This is a genomic window from Prochlorococcus sp. MIT 1307, assembly GCF_034092395.1.
Lineage (GTDB): Bacteria > Cyanobacteriota > Cyanobacteriia > PCC-6307 > Cyanobiaceae > AG-363-K07.
In genome coordinates this window covers 518751-539086 of record NZ_CP139301.1, presented here as the reverse complement: position 1 = coordinate 539086, position 20336 = coordinate 518751, and the positions used below count along the sequence as shown (strand labels likewise).

The window sequence follows — 20336 nt, the reverse complement described above, 5'->3', positions numbered from 1 at the left end:
TTTTTATGAGATATCAACTTAATTTTAAAGGTAAAGAAAATAAGTGTTTAGGGTTCACAACAGCATACATTGATTAAATGATAAATTTACTTAATAAGCAAATGCCATCTATCTTCTATTTGTTGACCTTCTTCCTTGTTACATAAACCACCTAATGAATTAACGATAGTACAAGTGTTATGGACAGCCACTGAAATAGTGCTCCCTTTGGGCATTAAACCATCAACATAAATTGGTTTTGAAGATATAGGAATTGAAGTTTGTTTGCTTAGGTTCTTAATCAACTTTGAGGGAGGTTTTTGTTCAGCAAAAATGATTTCTATATTATTTTTTCTTAGCTCTCCTATTATAAATGAAATGGCCTTTGGTCTTAGACTGGATGAGTGGCCTAGAAAATCTAGTAAGCTAAGAGTTCGTAATCCAAATGCTTCTCCATAGTATCTCATGGCTTTGTGTTTAGAAACTATCCAGCGATTTTTATTGGGAATTGTAGAGACTTGCTTCTTTGCCCATTGATCTAAATCTTTTAAAATAGATTCTACAGATTGATATCTTTCATTTACAATATTTCTGGTTTTTGTATCAAGAAAGGAATAGTTCTTCTTGATGTTCTTGGAAATAATCCTACTCATTTTAATTATGTTTTGAGGATCATGCCAAATATGGGGGTCTAAGCCAGCATGGAAATGGTGCTCATGCTTTTCAGTTGAGTGCTCAGCGTCATGTGCGTCATGGTTGTCATGTGCGTCATGGTTGTCATGTGCGTCATGGTTGTCATGTGCGTCATGGTTGTCATGTGCGTCATGGTTGTCATGGTTGTCTATCTCTATTGCGCTAACACCTACAACAACTGTTATGGGATTATTTAGCCATTTTTTCATTGCAGGAGACATTTCTTGCCCAAGAGTAAATACTTGAGTTGCTTTTTTAAGTCTTTGGGCTTGCCTAGGTTTAATTTTGATGTCATGAACATCTTGCTTCCTATCAAACAAACATTGAATGGGACTGGAAGGGGGAGCGATTGCTGTAACCAGATCGCAAGTTAATGGCTCCACGGCAACTATTGACTTGGACTTGGCTTGTACGAACTGATTGATTCCAGTTAAAAAAAACGCACCAGTTAAAATAGAGGTGTTAATGATTGTTCTGGCAATTAATGCTTTTCCTTGCTCTGCCTTTGAGAAGCTCTTGAAAATTCGCATGAACTGTTTTCAAACAGTATAATGATAATCATTCCCGTTTTCTTTGTGAGTAAATGCTTTGATTCATGGCTTTTTTGATTGCAGAAGATTTGACCTATTCGTATTCAAAGCAAAGTCAACTTGTTTTGAATGATGTCTCAATAGAGCTCACACAAGGCACCTTGACAGCACTAGTTGGTCCAAACGGTGCTGGTAAATCCACATTATTACGTTTATTGCAGGGACAACTTAAGCCAAATAAGGGTCAGATCATGGTTGATGGTAATCCTTTAATTATTGCTCGAAATCAAGTTGCTCTAATGCCACAAAGAGGTTTACTGAACTGGAGGTTTCCTATTACTGTTGAAGGGTTAGTCTCATTAGGTCGAGTAAACCATTCCAGATCAACATGTTGTGAATTAGAAGCAGCACTTCAACGAGTTGGAATATCTGATTTTGCAAAAAGAAGACTTGATACATTATCGGGTGGTCAACAACAGCGTGCATTATTGGCAAAAACATTGATGAGCTCAGCATCAATATTTCTACTTGATGAGCCATGCTCTTCTTTAGACCCACCAACTAGAGAACAGTTTCTGATCATTATTCGTCAATTAGCTGACGCTGGTTTAACAGTTTTTGTTAGTAGTCATGATTGGGGTAAGGCTTTGAGTGCTTATGACAAAGTAATCGCATTAGATAAGACTGTTTTAGCTTCAGGAAGTCCCAATGATGTCCAGGACAGCCTCGATTCAATTACTTGTATGGGCAATCATTGTTGTGCTTAGCTTTTCAAAAAAGAAGTTAAACTTTTTTCTTTTGGCGCTGGAAACAGAGTTCACAAAGACCAAAAAGTTCAAGTGTGTGGAACAAGACTTCAAATTTTTGGCCTTTGTTTTTGGGAAGCTCGATATCTTTTACAGGACATCCCTTCAAACGGGTAGTTTGTCCACAATCAACACAAGTTAAATGGTGAACATCTCTATCCACTGGAGCATAAAGAACCTCACCTGTAGGGAGGTGTCGGGAACGAACTAAACCCCGTTTAACAAGTGCTTGCAAATTCCGATATATCGTCGTCAAACCCATAGAAAGCTCTTTTTCATGCAATCTTCGATGCAATTCCTGACCACTCATTTCGTCATCACAAATCCCAAGTTCTTCAAGCAGTTGCTTTTGACGTTTAGAAATTTCAGGCCCGCTTTTACACATCGGCAAGATCTTCATTTGATCTCTTTTATTGACAATACTGAATCGTTTGCTTGATGTCTTTTATTAATGCACAGTGGTGGATAATTCCACTGATTCTAACTTTTTTTTCAGGAATGCTTTGCCCCGCTATGGGGACTGTCTTAATTACCCATAAAAGACTATTACAAGTCAATTTAATCTCTCACTCTGTTTTGCCAGGTTTGGCTTTGGCAGTAGCCCTTGGAGTTCACCCTTCTATTGGAGGTGTGATTAGTGGTTTGTTTGGAGCACTTTTTGCAGAAAGTCTGACTAACAAACGAAGTGATCACTATGAAGCTGTGATGAATACAGTACTTGCTGGAGCAATTGGACTTGGTGTTCTTCTTATTCCTCTTCTTGGTGTCAAAATTGATTTAGAAGCTGTTCTCTTTGGTGATCTATTGACAGCTAATTTGGGAGATCTTTTAAGAATCCTTATTGCCTTTTTAATTTTTATTTGTTTGATGATTTGTGGATACGACAAATTGGTTCATGTTGGGTTAGATCCAGAAGGTGCCGCTGCTAGTGGTATAAATGTGTCTTTTTTGAACTTGGCTCTCGGCTTCACGACTTCTCTTGTCATCGTTAGCTCAATGTCTGCTGTTGGTGTGATCCTTGTAATTGCTTTGCTTTCTACTCCTACTTTATTGGGCTTAAATAAAGCAACAAGCTTATGGGTTGCCATGGCTCGATCTTCAATGTTTGGGCTAGTAATATCATCTATTGGTTTTTTAATGGCGGTAATTTTTAATTTGTCTCCAGGTCCTCTTATCAGTGTTCTGTGTGTTGCTTCCTTGGTATTTTTGCCCGTCAAGAAGTAATCTTGGAGCCAACTTGTCTTAGTGCTCAAACCATTAAGGCAAATCCATTACCAATTCATTGATATTTAATTTGAAACCTTTGAACTAGCTCGTTTTTGGCATGGCATGGCATGAAATTCATAAAGTTGTTCAATAGGAAGAGATGTCTTTGAGAAAACGTCGACTTTAATTAGTTTTTTTCAAACTAAAGAGACACTTCAACTATTTCCAAGTTTGCTCCATTGTCTTTTTATACTCTTCTAAGCTCTATGAGTATTCAACTTATGACAGTAGATATATCTGTATTTAATAGCCTATTAGTTGAAGCCACACATTATAAGAATTGACAACCACTTCAAATTCTCAGATGACATCGCTAGGAGTTGGGCGATAGCACTTTGACCAGTAAGCCATCTCTTGGAGCCGGGCTGGGCAATTGTTGCAGGGTGAAATCTTGATCAGGGATTACAGCAAGTCGTAATCTATGAAACAATCCCACTACCATCAAACGGATCTCGAGTTCAGCCAACGCTTTTCCAAGACACACACGCTCTCCGTTGCCGAAAGGCATCATGGAGACTGAACATCCATCCTCTAAATGGCGTTGGGGTCGGAAGGCATCAAGATCGCCAAGGCCATGACGGTTGGATGCAGTTAAGGCAACTTGCACCACGCGATTTTTTGGAACTGCTACGCCGCCGATCACTATGGTCCGTTTGGTGCGGCGGAAGAAACCTCCTACAGGCGGGCTAAGTCGCATTACCTCATTCACTACTGCGTCAAGTTTCGGGGCATTCGCTGGGTCGTAAGAGATGTTGGCCTGTTCAGGCTCTGGAGGCCAACACAGTGCATCTATCTCCTCTCGCAGCCATGTTTCAATTGGTGGGTTGAGAAGTAGGTAATACATTAGGCAGGTGAGTGCAGAAGCTGTGGTTTCATAGCCTGCAAATAAAAGAAGAAGAAGTTGCTCTATGAGATCTTCATCAGTAAGAGGAATTCCTTCTTCATCAAGACCACCAGAAAGTAAATCTAAGCCACCTTTTATATTCACTGATTGAGAAAGAACCTGTTGGAGCCTATTAAGCAAGCGTTTTCTGGCTTGAAGAGCTTTTGCATATGGACTACCCGGTAGAGCGATTGGAACTGAGAAGAGAGCTTTGGTCCAGATTTCGAAATCAGAGAATAACTCTTCTCTCTCAGCGCCCTCTAGGCCTAGAACCGTAGATGTAATTACAGAGAAGGCAAAACGTCGCATTTTTTCTGCTAGAGGGAGCGACTTTTTTGCGGTTTTTAGCTCGTTTGCAAGCTCATCAACCATGCTGATGATGCTAGCGCTGTAGCGCTGTAGAGCTGGGGGCGAGAATAATTGAGCTACAACTCGTCTGCGTGCTTTATGAGAGGCCCCGTTGCGATTAGCCAAAGAATGGCTACCTAATAACTTTTGAACACTCACTGGCCACCAACCTTCTATCGAGTCTGGGCAAGAAAGGAGATCACAAATAGCTTTTTCACCTTGAATAAACACCATTGGCTGTCCAAGCATTGATGTTTCAAAAATATTTCCATGACGTTCAAAACGTTTTCGAGCAAAGTCTGGATCGCGGAAAAATGTGAGCGCCTCTAGTATTCCAGTGAGGGCACCTGTATTAGGTAGAGGGCGCAGTTCAGGTTCAGCCATGAGGGTAGTAATAGATCTAGGTGTTATTTTTCGAGTAAAATATTTTGATAGGGCTTTTTGGCTTTAATAAGCATTAGCATTTTATATAGAAGGAGCAAAGGTCAAAAAGGCTTGCGATAATGCAAGCCCTTGTTAGGGCCAATTATTGAACAATTGAGAAGGATGCCTCATCATTTAGTCAGCATAACCATCGTCATCTTCGATATGCGGCAAATGAGCATGACTCCCTGTTTTTTCGTACCAAGGATGAACATAGGCTTCTGTGTCTGAATAGACTTCACTTTTTAATTCAGTTAATAAGTCTTCAAGCTCCCGAATAATTCTTTTTAGATTGTCTTTTTTCATTTCTGATTAGTAAGTTGACAGAGTAGAGAGGGTTACTTCATGGAGATTAATCAATTTTTACTTTCAATGCATGTTCTCACATTGCGAATGAAATTGATCTAAATATCTCTTGTAGCCATGAGAAAAACTTTCTTCAAATAACCTTCTTGGATGTTGATTAAATTAATTGGATCTAATATGATTATTTTATATTATGCATAATATAATCTTATGTCATTTAGACTGCTTGCCTTTGGATTTGTTTTTTAAAATCTAATAAGAGTTAGGTGCTGCAAGCTCTTTCGTAAGTCTTGGCTGAGTAATCAATCTTCGTTTCTTCTGTATGAAATACTTCCACTTCACCTGCTTGGCTGATTCAGTTTAGGCTTGGCGGATCTTTCAACTCTCGCTTTTTAAAAATTTTGTTTAGTGTCTTAAAACCTGTGAGTACAAGGTTCAAATGGCTCAACGAATTTCCGTTGCCTTAAACAAAATCCCACCTGGTAGTAGGGATTTATTAGAGTTTTTTTTCTTTTGTGCTGTAGGTTTTGCTGCAGGCTCCTTAGGTTTAGTCTGAATAGATGGAAAAGATTTTATTGATTTGTCTAGCTCTTATGCATGTTTTTTTTAATGCGAGTACATCAATTGCAAGCAGTCAAGAGATTGAGCTTCCTGAATGCATAGTTATGACTCATTGTGTAAAGGAGAATTGGGAAGTTAGTGATGTAGAAGAATCATTTAAAAAAGCTGTGGAACTTGTTTCCAAAACTCCTAGAACTAGGATTGTTGAGAAGAACGAGACATTCATTCATGCAGAAGCTAAAACTAAGTGGAGAAGATATACAGATGATCTCTTAATAAAGTCACTACCAAAGAAAGGCATTATTCAAGTTAGATCTGAATCAAGATTAGGTGTAGGTGATAATGGTGTAAATCAAAAAAGAATTGACAAATTATCATACCGTTTGATGACTAAGTAATTTATTTCAAATTATTTGCATAGATAAAACCTTTTGCTTTTTTTAATAAGTAAAAGATTTAACTTTTGCGAAGTCTTAGAAATTGTCACTAGAGACTTCTAAACTAGAATTAGTAATAATAAAACCAGCACTTTGGGCTCTAATTAGTTAGTTTACTCCTCTAAGACTCTAATTATAGCCTCTTTAAATATGCTGTGCTGTTTAACTCCTCTCCAGCTACTTATAAGCGCTTTGTCCTTGAAAAGCTGAACTGTTGGTGTCCCATTAACTCCAGCTTGTTGTGCTATTTGTTGTTCTAATTCGATATCTATTTCAACGCATTGGGCCTTGCCCTTTAGTTCCTCTAGCGCTTTTTTTAATTGAGGTTTGATAACATGACATGGACCACAGTTTGGGGATGTGTAGATAACGATTAGTGGACTTTTGCTCTCGTGGTAAAGCTTTCTTAAGGCATAGCTGCCTTTTTGCCAGATTGCATTTGATTGAAAGTCTAGTTCTGTTGTTGTTGCTGCATACTTAGGGACAGTAGCTTTTGCAGGTTCTAAGCTTTCTCTTTCACATAATTTCGAAAGATTGTTTTTAGTAAGCCAGCGCTCTGCTGCTAATGCAGCTTTACATCCACTACCAGCGGCGGTTATCCCTTGGCGCCATTCTGAATCTGCAACATCACCAGCGGCAAAAACACCATCTACTGATGTTTCTGGTCGACCAGGCTTGGTTTTTATATAGCCATGATCATCAATCAATAGTTGCGTCTGGAATATCTCAGTATTGGGAGTATGTCCAATTGCATAGAAAAGACCTCTAACAGGAAGTCTTTTTATTTCGCTTGCTTCCTTTTTCTTTATTAATAGAGCATCCAACCAGTCATCACCATTTACATCTATTAACTGAGTTTCCCAATGGATTGTTATCAGAGGGCTTTTAAAAACTTTGTTGGTTAGAGAAGCACTTGCTTTTAGTTTGTTTGAGCGCACTATAAGATGAACATGACTACCAAATTTAGTTAGATAAACAGCCTCTTCACATGCAGAATCTCCGCCTCCAACAACTGCTAACTCTTCTTTATTGAATTGGGGTGTGGCTCCATCACAAATTGCGCAGGCACTAATTCCTCGACTCCAAAAAGTCTCTTCATTTGGTAATCCTAATCTGTTGGCTTTTGCACCTGTGGCAATTACTAAAGAATGCGTTTGAATTTCTCTTTGAGCTGTGCTAACCAAAAAAGGTCTTTGATTCAGCGCTATAGATTTTGCATCGGCTTCGATTAGTTGAGTTCCCCACCTGACAGCTTGAGCTTTTAAAAGATCCATCAAATCTGGGCCAAGTATTCCGTCGGGGAACCCTGGAAAATTCTCAACAAATGTTGTAGTCATTAATTGACCTCCAGGTATTCCACCTGCCTGGAAACCAGTTATTAAAAGAGGTTTTAGGTTTGCTCTGGCTGCATAGATGGCTGCTGTATAACCAGCTGGCCCTGATCCAATAATTACTAAATTTTCGACATTGGAAGATTTCTTATCTGTCACTTTAGATCAAACCTAAATCAAAACATCTAAGCAGGATTTGCTGCGTATGCAGGCTCATAAACTGGGGACATTGTTCCGCCACCATCTTGGTCGTCGTCGTCGTCAAAGTTGTCTGAAAAGAAAAGTATCCAAATTGCCCCCAATGCCAGCAACCCGGAAAAAGTAACAGCTGCTAGATCTAACTCCAAACTTTCAAAGATAAAGTCATGAGACCTTACAGGATTTCTAACTAAGTTGAAAGCCCTTGCTTGAGGTTGCTTCCTCGCTTCACCCTATCCATGAGGACAGAAAGGCTGGTATGGGCAGATTGGAAGTGATTTTGGCCAATAAAGCCATATCGAACTTGTGCACGGCTGGAATTGTTCGATCTAACAGGAAAATCGCTAGATAAGGAATATTCATGGCAATTTGCCATCTCCATTTGTAGGTAAGTATGCCCCATGTTTTTTTTGCAAAAGACTTTTGTCTGTCACTAAGATTTTCCCATTTCTTGCTAGCGATTTGCTTTAGCCGATCCTTTAATTCAATTTCTGATGAACGAACCTGTGACTGCATTACCCGAACGAGAGAAGACAGCCTTTATAGCGCATAGGGGTATTTACTTACCATCCTTGTGTGTCAGTAGCCTCTTTATCGTCAGAAGAAACGGATCAAAGCCTTTGCTTAGCGTGTCCTCACTCGTAAGTAAGTGACATAAGTTTTGCTCTGCTATTGGGAGCGGGGGCAAGCTTTAGTTGAAGACTATTTGAAAAATGGAAGGTCTAGGTTATAAGAAAATCACCTTTACCCCGAAATAACAGACAATTACTCTTTCCATTGATCGATCAGCTTTGCTCAAACTGTTCAATTTTGATGGCTACACGATAAAGAGAAAAAAGGCTTGTGTTTAGAGTCTATTGGGAATTTTGTGGAATAGGAATTGTTTAAGAGACTTCAATTATTCCTTATAAGAGATAGATCAGAAAGGTAGAGGCAAGTTGTCTTATTCTTAAGAGTTATCAAATAATTTTATAGTATTTTCTGGTAGTAGTGCTTCAAATTGCCCCAATGATGAATTAGATAAGTAGGATGTATTTTTAATCTTTTTCTATGCCTTTAAAAGTAGGTGATCATGCGCCTGAGTTTTCATTATTAGATCAATTAGGTAATCTTCGAAGCAATAAGCAATTAAAATCAAAGCCACTTGTACTGTTCTTTTACCCAAAGGATGACACTCCAGGATGCACGGCAGAGGCTTGTGGCTTTCGTGACAAATATGACCTCTTCAATTTGTTAGGGGCCGAAGTTTGGGGGGTTAGTAATGATAATGAATTAAGCCATCGAAAATTCTCTGAAAAGAACAAGCTTCCCTTTCCATTGCTTTGTGATGTTGGAAACTCCGTTAGAAAATTGTTTGGGGTTCCAAAGGTTTTAGGAATTCTTGATGGCCGTGTAACTTACATAATAGATACAAAAGGAGTTATTCGTCATGTTTTTAATGATTTATTAAATGGTCCTGGTCATGTTACTGAGGCACTTAGAATCTTGGAGGAAATTCGAAGGGGATGAAAGAAGATGGAATCAGATAAATAGCAAATATTATTTTTACGAGTATATTTATAGCTAGTTAATGTTTGGCGCGTTGCTAGGATTATAGATTGTTTTCCTAGCTCTTAGTTGCTATAGTACAAGAATAAATTATTTGGCAAATAGTGGAATTAATCACGCCAACGATTGAAGGTATAAAAAATAAAAAGATCCTAGTTGTTAGTTTTAGTGCAATGACGCCCTATTTAGAGGCAGGTTTAGAAATTAGTAGGCGACTATCTGATTCTAACCATGTCTCATATGTGCACCTTGGTAGTTTTGTGCCCAGGCCTACTATGTTCTCTTACAATCTTATAAAGAGAACCATACAGATGCCGATACGTGTCAATAGAGCCAGAAAATATCTTTCAAGATATAACAAATCTGAAAATATAATTGAATGGGTTAAGACAGAAGAAATTGCAAAAGATATGAATCATCAATTCAAGCAATCTATTCGGAATGAAAATAACATCTCATTTAGAAACCTAAGTGAATTAAAAAAAATAATTTTTAAACAATACAATATAGGATTTGGTGTTGCTAGCACACTAATTACTTACTCTGCTAATCCAGACCCGTTTCCGTTGTCTTTAGAATACGAGAAGGAATGCTATCAACAAATTATCTCATCTATAAAATCAATTATTTTTGCTGAGATTCTTCTTGCTTCTAATCAGTATGAAGCGGTAGTTCTCTTTAATGGAAGAATGTCTTGTGAGCAGGCATTTAGACAAGTTGCTACTTCAAAGAACGTCAAGGTATATTTTCATGAACGCTTCAACTTTAATACCAGATATTTTTTTGAAGAATATACCCCTCATGATTTCCCTAGAAGGAAGGAGGAGATGGAAAGAATTAAACTAGAATTACCTAAAAGTATTATTAATAGACTTGGAGAAGATTTTTTTAAGAGAAAAGTGAAGGGGGATGGGGTTTACGAAAGATCTTATACAAAATGGCAATTAAAAGGCTCATCCAAGTCTCTTGAGGCAATTATTAAGGAGAAAAAAAAAGATAACATAAAAATAGTCTCTTATTTTACTTCTTCCGACGATGAGTATCAATCAATTTATGGTTTCCCGGAGAGATACCCAGAATGGCAAGATCAAAAGTCTGCGATTAAAAAGATTAGTAAAATTGTAAATTCACTGGGTTATTATTTTATCGTTAGAGTTCATCCAAACTTGAAGAATAAGCATCCAATGGAACAGAAGCGTTGGCAGGATCTGGGTGACTATATAGTTGAGAAAGGAGGGTATTGGATAGGCCATAAAGACCCCGAATCTACCTATAAACTAATTTCAGATTCCTCAATTGTTGTTTCGGCTGGTTCAACTGTAGGTATAGAATCGATTTATCTAGGAAAACCTTCAGTTGTTATAACAAAGTGTTTTTATGACACATTAGTCTCCTCTGCTCGTTTATGTGAAAGTGAAAGTGCTTTTCGGAGTTTGCTTAGTGATGATAATTTTATCAAGCAAATTCCTGACAAATCGGATGCATATATTTATGGAGCTTGGATAATGGCTTATGGGCATGAGTACAATTATTTTGTTCCCACACATGAATTTAGTTGTCTATATGGATTGATGAAAGATGGCACTAGAATTGCATCACCAGCTAACTCTCAGAGAATAATTGAAATTATAAAATTCTTAATTGGCAAAAGAGGTGCTTTTCACCTTACACTTTAATTGGGTCCCTCTACTTTTCTCTGACTTTAAATCAGTATTTCTTTAATCTCTGATTCTATGTAAGCTGGTATCTTTACTTTTTTTGTTCTATCTAGTATATAAATATCACATACCAAAGTCTAATTTTAAAATGCCTAAGTTCAATTAATATTTTATTTACATTAACTTGCTCAAGGTTAGAAAACCAGTAACATATATTGTGTTGGCTTATGCAAACAATGTTGCTTATGCACTTTCTGAAACGTATCTTTTATTTATTACTTTATCTGCCTATATTCTTGATTGATTATTTTAATAGTATTTGTTCGGATAATCACACTCCTTTGTTTTTAAGTTACAACTATATGAGACTTCTTTATAGTTTAACTAATGGATTAAGTAATATACTCTTATCAATACCATTTAGAATGATATATAAAAATAAAAAATCTCAATTAGCACTTGTTGACAATATAAAGAAATTTGGATATGTAAGAATCAGCTCAAATGAGGAATCGATTAGACTTGTAAAAAAGATAAGCGAAAATTCAATTACACTTCCTGTCTATGAGGCAACACCTAATCAGACAAAAAAGAAATATAGTTCCTTTCAAGAAATTATAAAGGATGGTATATATCAGGTACCAAGATACAATCATTTTGATTTAAATATTATTTCTATGCCAGAAGTATGGCAATTAATAAATGAAATGAAATTACATAGCATCGCATCTTCGTATTTAGGTTGTGAAGCAATTATTACTTCTTTATCTAGCTGGTATGTAGTTCCAATATCTAAGAGCAATTATTCGGAACAGCTTTACTCTTATACAGCTCAATCATACCATTATGATATGGATTGGATTTCATTTCTTAAAATCTTTATTAACCTAGATGATGTTAATACAATGCAAGGTCCTTTTGAATATTTACCCCACACTCATAGAGGGCGGGCTGGTAAATATTATAAAGATAAACGATTTCAAGATCTAGATAATAAATCAAGCCCTGTTTTTGCAACCGGAGAGGTTGGCTCAATTTTTATCGCTGATACATCAGGCTTGCACAGAGATGGCAGGGCAATTTCAAATTATCGACAGGTTTTAACTATTGAATTTGCCATATCAGCATTTGGAGCTAAAATTCAAATAGACCCCACTTTAGATGCATGGAAATCTAAACCTTCTAATATAGATATAATACCTCCACAATTATTTTCAAGCCGCGCTTCTAAGCTTTATAGATAATGTATTCTTTAATTCTGGTTTTACTATAATAATTTTTTGCTCAGCTGCTTAAATTAAACAATTATATAGTTTAGGACCTATTAATTTGTTTTATAATTTGTATTTACACGTTCCATATATTGATTATAAAGACAAACTAAAATACCATATAGATTTGCCTGATTTCATACTTCTACCTTGTTAAAATAAGTAAAATTACCTTGTTCAAATATAAACCTGTTGTACAATTAGGCTAATAAATATTATACATATGTCGGAAGATTTAGACCTTTTTGAAGGAGTAAATATTCTTAAACTCAAAACACATCATGATTATAGAGGCTTTTTTAGGGAGGTTTTGAGATTACCCTTTAATCAAAATCAACAGCCGATTACAATAGCCCAAATTAGTCATAGCGAGGTTTATCCAGGAGTTATAAAGGCTTGGCATGCGCACGCTTATCAATATCAATGGACTTACGTTGTCAAAGGAAATTTACTAGTTGCATTAGTGGACAAACGTAATGATTCATCTAGCTTCAATAAAGTTTATTCTTTCATTTGTGGTGATAATGATTCCCCAATGATATACGGTTTTCCACCAGGCGTTTATCATGGCTATCGCAATATTGGAGAAAGTTGTCAGGTAATTTATATGACCAGTGGACAATATGATCTTGAAGATGAACTTAGATTAGATCCCAACACTAAAGAAATAAATTTTAATTGGAATCTTAAATATAAGTAATAGGTCTGATGTTTTTCATTAATTTAATCTTCTAGCTTCTTTTATTGCTATATTTTTCTATATTGGGTTTAATTCCTTCTTCTGATTTTGCTTGCTCAGGTATGATGATGACATAAAGAACTTTTCTCAATGAATAACCATAACCCAATAAATTGTAGGATCTCAGGCGATCCTTTAGAAGAAATAATAGATTTTGGCCTACAGCCATTGGGAAATGGTTTCTTAACTAAGGAAGATTTCCAGGATGAATATTTTTTTAATATGAAATTGGGGTTTAATCAAAATAGTCAAATGGTTCAGTTATTTGAGCAACCAGAACCAGAAAAAATGTTTCATAGGGAGTATGCATTTTTTTCTAGCACCTCAACAGCAATGAAAAAACACTTTCAGGAATTTTATAGATATATTATAAATTCCTCCTATTATTCATCAGATAACCCATTTGTAGTAGAAATTGGCTGTAATGATGGCATTTTACTTGGTAATTTTGCAGCAGACGGTATATCGCATCTAGGAATAGAACCATCTACTAATGTTGCTGATGTAGCAAATAAAAAAGGCATAAATACTATAAGTGAATTCTTCTCAGAGAAATTAGCTATGAAAATTGTTCAAACAAATGGTAAAGCTGATATTGTTATGTCAGCAAATGTAATGTGCCATATTCCTAACATTCTTAATATAGTGGCAGGACTTAAAACTTTAATTAAAGACCAAGGCGTATTAATTTTTGAAGACCCTTACTTGGGTGATGTTATTAAAAAAACTAGTTATGATCAGATTTATGATGAACATGTATATTTGTTCTCTGCTATCTCCGTACAGAATCTATTTAATAGGTTTGACTTTGAGCTTGTTGATCTACAACCTCAAAGTACACATGGTGGCTCGATGAGATATGTTATAGCCCACAAAGATCAATATGAAATTCAACCAATAGTAGGCAATATAATAGAAGAAGAAAGGTCAATTGGACTTGATAACATGATTAGCTTGCATGAATTTTCTGAAAATATTAAGCAATCAAAGGAAAAGCTTATTAGTATATTAAAGGAAATTAAATCAAATGGAAAGACAATTGCAGGATATGCCGCCACTTCTAAAAGTACAACAATACTTAATTACTGCAAAGTAGGATCTCAATACCTTGATTATATTTGCGATACCACGCCCATAAAACAAGGGAAATACTCCCCCGGCATGCATATACCAATCTATCCTCATAGTCATTTCTTGGAAAACCCACCTGACTATGCATTCTTATTGGCTTGGAATCATTTAGACGAAATACTAAACAAGGAAAAGTCCTTTATTGATGCTGGTGGAAAGTGGATATTGAATGTTCCTCAGCCAAGGATATTATGAAGGTTCTTTGCTCTGACCCATTAGCTCAATACGATAAATATAGGTTAGAAATAGATGCAGCAATAAGAGATGTACTTTTTAGTGGGAATTATATTCTTTCTGATCAGGTACAATCTTTAGAGCAGGAATATTCTGCTTTTTTAAATTGTAATCATGTTATTGGAGTTGCTAACGGAACAGATGCAATAGAGTTGGTTCTTAGGGCTTTGGATATTGGCCACGGAGATGAAGTGATAACAGTTTCTCATACAGCTGTTGCAACTGTATCTGCCATACAATCTGCTGGAGCGAAACCGATTCTAGTTGATATCAAAAGCGAATCTTTTACTATTAATACAGACCTAATTAATGAAAAGATTACTAAACGGACAAAGGCCGTTATTCCTGTTCATATTTACGGAAGATCTGCAAACCTTAACAAAATAAAGCAAATATGTAATGACAACAAATTATATTTGATAGAAGATTGTGCTCAGGCTCATGGACTGAAAACCAAGTCAGGAGCATATGTTGGAACTGTTGGTATAGCTGGGTGTTTTAGTTGTTATCCCACTAAAAATCTTGGTGGTATTGGTGATGCAGGCCTGATTTCGACCAATTCAGCAGTGCTTGCCGATAAATTAAGAGCCATTAGACAATATGGTTGGAAGGATAGAGCTAATAGCTCAGCTTTTGGAAGAAATTCACGGATAGATGAGATACAGGCAGCCATACTTAGGGTTAAATTAAAATATTTAGAGGCAAACAATATACTTAGAAGAGATTTAGCAAAAACATATAAGTCGAATTTACAAAATCTCGATTTAATCTTACCCAATACAGATAATGATGATCATGTATACCATTTGTATGTTGTTAGGTCAAATAAACGCGATAAATTAAAAAAATATCTTTTCGATAAGAATATTCTTGCTGGTATTCATTACCCCATACCTATTCACAAGCAATCTATATTTATTGATAATATTTCTACTTCGAATGATATGAGTACTACAGAACTTCTAGCAAATGAAATCTTATCTCTTCCAATATACCCAGAACTATCACTACAAAAGCTTAATTATGTGACTGATTCAATTAGAGAATTTTTCACTAAATCAGTTAATTAGATTCAAATATCTTGTATTTAAATTGATCGTGGCTTTTATTTCTAATAGGATTTTCTTTGCATCAACTAACTAAATCAACATCGCTTTATATCTTTTTTAATCTTTTAAAGAACATGATTGTTTTAATAGATCAAGGGTTTCTCTTATCCCTCTCCTTAGACTACCTCTCACTTCAAAGCCTGTATTTCTGAACTTCTCACTTGATACATTATATGAAAGTTGATTCATTATTTTGTTATCTACGTACTCAATTTCTAAGTTACTATGAACCAGTGATATTTCGTCTATTATATCTTGAACTGTAGCATTTTTAGTTACAACATTATATAATTCTCCATCAAATAAATTATTTTGAATTATATGAACGATAGCTGAAGTAGCATCTAATAAATCTAAGTATGGCCTTTTTTGATTTAAGGCAGTTCTCCAAACTGTAATTGGTTTTCCAAGTGAAGCTTGCCAACAAAACTTGTTTACAGCTGTATGAAATCGCATCCCTCTAGAAGCACCAAAAATTGTTCCAAACCTAAGTGTTATTGATTCTAGGCCATGATTAATTACCCATTCTCGAACTAGGCTCTCTTCTTTTAGCTTTGTCTCTGCATAGGGACTTTGTGGTTGTAAATCATCCTTGGGACAATTCTCGTCAACTTGATCTTTTTGTGTGCCATAAACACTTGTAGAAGAGAGTGTAATAAGTTTTGCTTTCTTTCTAGTACAAGCCTCTACCAATTTTTCTGTAGATTTGAAATTATTTTCCTCGACTTCTTTCGCTTTCTCAAAACTACCTGCTGCGTCGGTTATAGCAGCTAAATGAATAACAACATCTATATCATCAAGAACCTCATCTATGTCCAAACATTTTATATCTCCTTCTATAAAATTAAAATCACCGATGCAAGGTAAATGAAATAATGATGAATATCTTTGAGTGAGCATATTATCTACTATTACTATTTCAAGATTATTTAGATATTTGGGTAATTCTCTAATTAATGAAGAACCTATATGCCCTAACCCACCGCTAATTAGAACTTTCATTTGTTAATATTGTTTTCTTAAATATATCATAGTCATGGATGTAGTCGCACTCGTCGTATTTCATGTTACAAAGCACGGCTAAAATACTATCTTTAGCTATGTAATGTTGGCTTGCCCAGATCATAGGAGGAATTAGTAGCCCTTTGTTAAAAGTATCCAATCCATACTTCGCCTTGCTAATTCCATCGTCACATGTAACCTCAATTTTACCGTTTATGCATATCAAAAACTGGGAGCATTCGTAGTGTGCATGATTACCTCGACTGCTTTGTTCATTTGCCCTTACGAAAAATACTCTTTGTATTTTAAAAGGAACTTGGCTAAGCTCTTCAATAAATATTAAATCACCAGTATAATTTTTACTAATAGGTAAATTGCACTCTTTGACTCTTCTAATCAGTAAAGGTTTATTCATGCTAAATTAATAAGTTTATTTAGATTTTATCAACCTAGCATTTACTGGATAAAAAAAAACAAAAAAAAGATATTATATTAAATATTTAGCATACCTGTCTTTTCTTGATTTTCTTCTTTCTATATTATAAACCTTTGAAGCATAAAATATTATTAATTTTATTCTAGCTTGTTAGGAGTTAAGTAAATGAATAATAATACGATTTAGATATGAATCGAATAAACAATCATTTATTTATATTGGCTGAGGTTGATTTTTGTTTTCTATAGCGATGAAGTGTCTTATAGTTTTATTTATTCCTGTTTCGAAAGTGACTTGTGGTTCCCACAAAGTAGCTTCTTTAAAGGCAGTTGTATTGGCTATAAACGAGCGACTTTCTATAACAGAAAGACTTTCTGGTTCTTCTATCTTCTTTACTTCTACATCAACCCCTGTAATCTCCTTTACATGTACTGCTATTAGTTTAAACGATTCGTAAATGCTTATGCCTCTTTCAGTCCCAAGAATAAAATGTTTTCCATTTAACTTTGCCTGATTTTTTCCACAAGCTATAAAGGCATCTACTACATCATCAATATATAAATAGTCTCTAATGCTTTTACCTTCTCCATATACTGTTAACGGCTTATTCCCTAGTGCCTTAAGAACCATCGAATTTAATACACCACGATCAGAACTACTTGATGTAGGGCCAGGACCATAGATATTCGGTAATCTTAATGTTGTCCCATTTGCTATACCTTGTCGAATATTACCTTCTAATAGTTTCTCCGATAGTAATTTATGGAGATCATAAAATGTTATTGGAGCTTCCAAGTGACTTTCATCGACTGGATTATAATTTGGTATACCTATTTCAGTTGATGATCCAGCAAACACAATGAATGGAGACACTTTTAATTTTCTGCAAGCTTCTATTAGCTTGGTCATAGGAGTGAAGTTAGCAATTAGATCTACTTCGGGGTCTTTAGCAGCCTTGTATATACTTGTTTGGGCAGAGAGATGAAAAATAATATCCACGTCAGGTAAAACTTGCAGCCATGTTTCAAGGTATCTAATATTTAACTTTATGTCGGTACAATTTTCTTTTGGCTTTAAGCTACCTCGTGAAATCCTAATTATAGAGTTAGCAATTTTATATAACCTTTCACAAATTGCTGATGCTAGATAGCCGGAGGCACCAGTAATTAATACATTCTTATCTTTAAACCAATTTTCAGTTGAGTTCATTTTCACCTCCTAAGTGAGAGTACTTTTAGCTTCTTTGTTTGTTTACTCTAATGTCGCATGACTAAGTACCTGTATTAGGTAATCTCCATACCCACTTTTTAGTAGTGAGGATGCTAAGTCTTCAAGCTGCTTGTCATTAATCCATCCTTTTCTCCAAGCAATTTCTTCTGGGCAGCCCACTTTCAATCCTTGACGCTGTTCTAATGTTCGAATATAAGACCCTGCTTGATGAAGCGAATCAAATGTTCCTGTGTCTAGCCAAGCCATTCCACGACCCATAACTTCAACATTTAACAAACCTTTTTCAAGATAAGCTTCATTGATACATGTGATTTCTAGCTCCCCTCGTTCTGAGGGACGAACATTCTTAGCCAATTCCACTACATTGTTGTCGTAGAAATATAAACCTGTAACTGCATAGCGACTTCTAGGTGACTTGGGTTTTTCTTGAATGCTTAGGGCAGAACCTTTGGCGTCAAATTCCACAACCCCATATCTTTCTGGATCACTTACAGGGTAAGCAAAAACAGTACCGCCTCTTTTACGAGCATTAGCTTCTTGGAGTTGATTAATGAGGTCATTACCGTGAAATATGTTGTCTCCAAGAATCAACGCTGAGGGAGAGTTATCTAGGAATTCAGCTCCAATTAAAAAAGCTTGAGCAAGACCTTCAGGATTTGGCTGGATTTGATATGAAATACTCATTCCCCAAGCACTTCCATCCCCTAGAAGTCGTTTAAAGCAGGATTGATCTTGAGGCGTGGAAATAATTAATACCTCACGTATACCCGATAGCATGAGTGTGCTTAAAGGGTAGTAAATCATTGGCTTGTCATATACAGGCATAAGTTGCTTACTTACAGCATTAGTGATTGGAAGCAGTCTTGATCCAGTCCCGCCGGCAAGCAAAATCCCTTTTCGCGCTAAAGGCATTAATCCAGTATCAATAGCTATTGCATCAATGATTTCACAATATCGTAGATATGACTAGAATTAAAATTTATTTGCTTAAATTTATTTACTCGAAATTAAGACAACAATCTTTTAAACCTGTAACTCTAGTTTCAATTGCGAAGTTCGTTGTTATGGATCAATCTCAAAAACTCTTTACTTCATAATGTGTCTTTCTGCTGATTCAACTAAGAAGGTCCTTATCACTGGAGGCGCAGGTTTCATTGGTGGAACTCTGATTCGACGACTGTTGATGGACACTTCCGTAGAGATTTTCAACCTTGATAAGATGGGTTATGCAAGTGACCTTCATGGAATAAATCAAGTCCTTAGAACACTGGGGGAATCTGCTGAAGGTAGACATAAACATTTGAGAGTAAATCTTGCAGATTCAAAATCCACCTCAACGGCAGTTTCTTTTGCGGATCCTGACCTGGTAATTCACCTGGCAGCTGAAAGTCATGTTGATCGTTCTATTAGTAGTCCTTTGCAGTTTGTAGAAAGTAATATTATTGGGACATTTAATCTCTTACAAGCATTACTGAAGCATTGGGAAAATTTGCCAACTCAGCGACAAAGAGAGTTTCTAATGCTTCATATAAGTACTGATGAAGTTTATGGCTCATTAGAGCATAAGGGTTATTTTTCAGAGAATAGTTCTTATGACCCTCGAAGCCCTTATTCTGCGACTAAAGCCTCTAGTGATCATCTTGTCAATTCATGGTTTCATACATATGGATTACCTTTGATTAGAACAAACTGCAGTAATAATTATGGTCCTTGGCAATTTCCTGAAAAGCTTATACCTATGGTTATTTTAAAAGCTTTTTCAAAAGAAAATATCCCTATATATGGAGATGGTAAAAATATTCGTGATTGGTTATTTGTTGAAGATCATGTTGAAGCATTAATTCAAGTAATTGATAAAGGAGAGGTCGGAAGGAATTATTGTATAGGAGGCTTAAACGAAAAAACTAACCTAGAGATAGTAGAAAGTATTTGCGGAGTGCTTGATTTGTTAAGACCAAAATATGCACCACATTCAGAATATATTAGTTACGTAGAAGATCGACCTGGACATGATAGACGTTATGCTATTAACCCAGAGAGAATTCTTAGAGAGATTGGGTGGAAACCTAAATATGGATTTAAGCAAGGAATTGAAGCTACAGTTCAATGGTATCTATCTAATTTAGACTGGTGCAGTTTGATGAAGAAGAAATCAAACTATAAAGGAGAAAGAATAGGTTTAAGATAAGGATTAAAGGAAAACATTGCCAAATATGT

21 protein-coding genes are annotated in these 20336 nt (G+C 35.8%); 10 read left to right on the top strand and 11 right to left on the bottom strand.

Translation table 11 applies throughout. From position 1 onward, the window contains the following. Positions 1 to 86 precede the first annotated feature (86 nt). Positions 87 to 1202: a metal ABC transporter substrate-binding protein gene (locus tag SOI82_RS02845; RefSeq protein ID WP_320667874.1), complete on the bottom strand. Its 1116-nt coding sequence runs from the start codon at positions 1200 to 1202 to the stop codon at positions 87 to 89. Positions 1203 to 1267: 65 nt separating this feature from the next. Between SOI82_RS02845 and SOI82_RS02840 the strand changes: the two genes are divergently transcribed. After that, a complete protein-coding gene (locus tag SOI82_RS02840) occupies positions 1268 to 1969 on the top strand; it encodes an ABC transporter ATP-binding protein (protein WP_320667873.1) in 702 nt (233 codons plus the stop codon). Between the two features lie 16 nt (positions 1970 to 1985). Here SOI82_RS02840 and SOI82_RS02835 read toward each other — a convergent pair whose 3' ends face one another. Continuing rightward, positions 1986 to 2393 (bottom strand): transcriptional repressor, encoded by a 408-nt coding sequence (locus tag SOI82_RS02835; RefSeq protein WP_320667872.1) that lies wholly within the window; start codon positions 2391 to 2393, stop codon positions 1986 to 1988. Positions 2394 to 2446: 53 nt separating this feature from the next. On the opposite strand from SOI82_RS02835, the gene SOI82_RS02830 reads away from it, so the two are divergent. Further along, complete coding sequence (locus tag SOI82_RS02830; RefSeq protein WP_320667871.1) at positions 2447 to 3232, top strand: metal ABC transporter permease; 786 nt, start codon at positions 2447 to 2449, stop codon at positions 3230 to 3232. Positions 3233 to 3587: 355 nt separating this feature from the next. On the opposite strand, the gene SOI82_RS02825 is transcribed toward SOI82_RS02830, so the two are convergent. Beyond that, positions 3588 to 4889: a cytochrome P450 gene (locus SOI82_RS02825; RefSeq protein ID WP_320667870.1), complete on the bottom strand. Its 1302-nt coding sequence runs from the start codon at positions 4887 to 4889 to the stop codon at positions 3588 to 3590. A 174-nt stretch (positions 4890 to 5063) separates the two neighbouring features. Beyond that, entirely contained in the window at positions 5064 to 5234 is a 171-nt protein-coding gene (locus SOI82_RS02820) for a hypothetical protein (RefSeq protein ID WP_320667869.1), read from the bottom strand. 560 nt (positions 5235 to 5794) lie between these two features. Here SOI82_RS02820 and SOI82_RS02815 point away from each other — a divergent pair. Next, the gene (locus SOI82_RS02815; RefSeq protein WP_320667868.1) at positions 5795 to 6193 is read left to right on the top strand and encodes a DUF1499 domain-containing protein; all 399 of its coding nucleotides are present in this window, start codon (positions 5795 to 5797) and stop codon (positions 6191 to 6193) included. Between the two features lie 152 nt (positions 6194 to 6345). Here SOI82_RS02815 and trxB read toward each other — a convergent pair whose 3' ends face one another. From trxB to SOI82_RS02800, 3 genes are all read right to left on the bottom strand, one after another. Continuing rightward, positions 6346 to 7722, bottom strand: a complete 1377-nt coding sequence (trxB, locus tag SOI82_RS02810; protein ID WP_320667867.1) for a thioredoxin-disulfide reductase — start codon at positions 7720 to 7722, stop codon at positions 6346 to 6348. Positions 7723 to 7748: 26 nt separating this feature from the next. Then, positions 7749 to 7910, bottom strand: coding sequence for a hypothetical protein (locus SOI82_RS02805; RefSeq protein WP_320667866.1), 162 nt, complete (start codon positions 7908 to 7910; stop codon positions 7749 to 7751). Positions 7911 to 7989: 79 nt separating this feature from the next. Further along, on the bottom strand, positions 7990 to 8277 hold the full coding sequence (locus SOI82_RS02800) for a hypothetical protein (RefSeq protein WP_320667865.1): 288 nt from the start codon (positions 8275 to 8277) through the stop codon (positions 7990 to 7992). Between the two features lie 534 nt (positions 8278 to 8811). On the opposite strand from SOI82_RS02800, the gene SOI82_RS02795 reads away from it, so the two are divergent. The 6 genes from SOI82_RS02795 (at position 8812) to SOI82_RS02770 (ending at position 15412) form a co-directional block, all read left to right on the top strand. Next, positions 8812 to 9270, top strand: coding sequence for a peroxiredoxin (locus SOI82_RS02795; RefSeq protein ID WP_320667864.1), 459 nt, complete (start codon positions 8812 to 8814; stop codon positions 9268 to 9270). A 350-nt stretch (positions 9271 to 9620) separates the two neighbouring features. Next, positions 9621 to 10985 carry a hypothetical protein gene (locus SOI82_RS02790; protein WP_320667863.1) on the top strand — a complete coding sequence of 455 codons (1365 nt, stop codon included), beginning with the start codon at positions 9621 to 9623 and terminating at the stop codon, positions 10983 to 10985. 344 nt (positions 10986 to 11329) lie between these two features. Next, the gene (locus tag SOI82_RS02785; protein WP_320667862.1) at positions 11330 to 12211 is read left to right on the top strand and encodes a hypothetical protein; all 882 of its coding nucleotides are present in this window, start codon (positions 11330 to 11332) and stop codon (positions 12209 to 12211) included. A 250-nt stretch (positions 12212 to 12461) separates the two neighbouring features. After that, positions 12462 to 12938, top strand: coding sequence for a dTDP-4-dehydrorhamnose 3,5-epimerase family protein (locus SOI82_RS02780; protein WP_320667861.1), 477 nt, complete (start codon positions 12462 to 12464; stop codon positions 12936 to 12938). Positions 12939 to 13067: 129 nt separating this feature from the next. Continuing rightward, positions 13068 to 14303: a class I SAM-dependent methyltransferase gene (locus SOI82_RS02775; RefSeq protein WP_320667860.1), complete on the top strand. Its 1236-nt coding sequence runs from the start codon at positions 13068 to 13070 to the stop codon at positions 14301 to 14303. Then, entirely contained in the window at positions 14300 to 15412 is a 1113-nt protein-coding gene (locus tag SOI82_RS02770) for a DegT/DnrJ/EryC1/StrS family aminotransferase (RefSeq protein ID WP_320667859.1), read from the top strand. Before SOI82_RS02775 ends, SOI82_RS02770 begins: the two co-directional genes overlap by 4 nt. Before the next feature lie 96 nt (positions 15413 to 15508). On the opposite strand, the gene SOI82_RS02765 is transcribed toward SOI82_RS02770, so the two are convergent. The 4 genes from SOI82_RS02765 to rfbA all read right to left on the bottom strand — a co-directional run bounded on the left by SOI82_RS02765 (position 15509) and on the right by rfbA (position 19031). Continuing rightward, positions 15509 to 16453 (bottom strand): SDR family oxidoreductase, encoded by a 945-nt coding sequence (locus SOI82_RS02765; protein WP_320667858.1) that lies wholly within the window; start codon positions 16451 to 16453, stop codon positions 15509 to 15511. Further along, positions 16437 to 16868, bottom strand: a complete 432-nt coding sequence (locus SOI82_RS02760) for an FdtA/QdtA family cupin domain-containing protein (RefSeq protein ID WP_320667857.1) — start codon at positions 16866 to 16868, stop codon at positions 16437 to 16439. Before SOI82_RS02760 ends, SOI82_RS02765 begins: the two co-directional genes overlap by 17 nt. Positions 16869 to 17102: 234 nt before the next feature. Then, complete coding sequence (locus tag SOI82_RS02755) at positions 17103 to 18098, bottom strand: NAD-dependent epimerase/dehydratase family protein (protein WP_320667856.1); 996 nt, start codon at positions 18096 to 18098, stop codon at positions 17103 to 17105. A 42-nt stretch (positions 18099 to 18140) separates the two neighbouring features. Continuing rightward, positions 18141 to 19031 (bottom strand): glucose-1-phosphate thymidylyltransferase RfbA, encoded by an 891-nt coding sequence (rfbA, locus tag SOI82_RS02750; protein ID WP_320667855.1) that lies wholly within the window; start codon positions 19029 to 19031, stop codon positions 18141 to 18143. Positions 19032 to 19215: 184 nt separating this feature from the next. On the opposite strand from rfbA, the gene rfbB reads away from it, so the two are divergent. Further along, a complete protein-coding gene (gene rfbB, locus SOI82_RS02745) occupies positions 19216 to 20307 on the top strand; it encodes a dTDP-glucose 4,6-dehydratase (protein WP_320667854.1) in 1092 nt (363 codons plus the stop codon). Positions 20308 to 20336: the final 29 nt, after the last annotated feature.

Bases quoted from the DNA above. Each gene is read 5' to 3' on its own strand.
- SOI82_RS02840 (WP_320667873.1), top strand. From the start codon at position 1,268: ATGGCTTTTTTGATTGCAGAAGATTTGACCTATTCGTATTCAAAGCAA.
- SOI82_RS02825 (WP_320667870.1), bottom strand. From the start codon at position 4,889: ATGGCTGAACCTGAACTGCGCCCTCTACCTAATACAGGTGCCCTCACT.
- SOI82_RS02835 (WP_320667872.1), bottom strand. From the start codon at position 2,393: ATGTGTAAAAGCGGGCCTGAAATTTCTAAACGTCAAAAGCAACTGCTT.
- SOI82_RS02815 (WP_320667868.1), top strand. From the start codon at position 5,795: ATGGAAAAGATTTTATTGATTTGTCTAGCTCTTATGCATGTTTTTTTT.
- rfbB (WP_320667854.1), top strand. From the start codon at position 19,216: ATGTGTCTTTCTGCTGATTCAACTAAGAAGGTCCTTATCACTGGAGGC.
- rfbA (WP_320667855.1), bottom strand. From the start codon at position 19,031: ATGCCTTTAGCGCGAAAAGGGATTTTGCTTGCCGGCGGGACTGGATCA.
- SOI82_RS02830 (WP_320667871.1), top strand. From the start codon at position 2,447: ATGTCTTTTATTAATGCACAGTGGTGGATAATTCCACTGATTCTAACT.
- SOI82_RS02755 (WP_320667856.1), bottom strand. From the start codon at position 18,098: ATGAACTCAACTGAAAATTGGTTTAAAGATAAGAATGTATTAATTACT.
- SOI82_RS02845 (WP_320667874.1), bottom strand. From the start codon at position 1,202: ATGCGAATTTTCAAGAGCTTCTCAAAGGCAGAGCAAGGAAAAGCATTA.
- SOI82_RS02780 (WP_320667861.1), top strand. From the start codon at position 12,462: ATGTCGGAAGATTTAGACCTTTTTGAAGGAGTAAATATTCTTAAACTC.
- SOI82_RS02765 (WP_320667858.1), bottom strand. From the start codon at position 16,453: ATGAAAGTTCTAATTAGCGGTGGGTTAGGGCATATAGGTTCTTCATTA.
- SOI82_RS02770 (WP_320667859.1), top strand. From the start codon at position 14,300: ATGAAGGTTCTTTGCTCTGACCCATTAGCTCAATACGATAAATATAGG.
- SOI82_RS02795 (WP_320667864.1), top strand. From the start codon at position 8,812: ATGCCTTTAAAAGTAGGTGATCATGCGCCTGAGTTTTCATTATTAGAT.
- SOI82_RS02790 (WP_320667863.1), top strand. From the start codon at position 9,621: ATGCCGATACGTGTCAATAGAGCCAGAAAATATCTTTCAAGATATAAC.
- SOI82_RS02785 (WP_320667862.1), top strand. From the start codon at position 11,330: ATGAGACTTCTTTATAGTTTAACTAATGGATTAAGTAATATACTCTTA.
- SOI82_RS02760 (WP_320667857.1), bottom strand. From the start codon at position 16,868: ATGAATAAACCTTTACTGATTAGAAGAGTCAAAGAGTGCAATTTACCT.
- SOI82_RS02775 (WP_320667860.1), top strand. From the start codon at position 13,068: ATGAATAACCATAACCCAATAAATTGTAGGATCTCAGGCGATCCTTTA.
- SOI82_RS02800 (WP_320667865.1), bottom strand. From the start codon at position 8,277: ATGCAGTCACAGGTTCGTTCATCAGAAATTGAATTAAAGGATCGGCTA.
- SOI82_RS02820 (WP_320667869.1), bottom strand. From the start codon at position 5,234: ATGAAAAAAGACAATCTAAAAAGAATTATTCGGGAGCTTGAAGACTTA.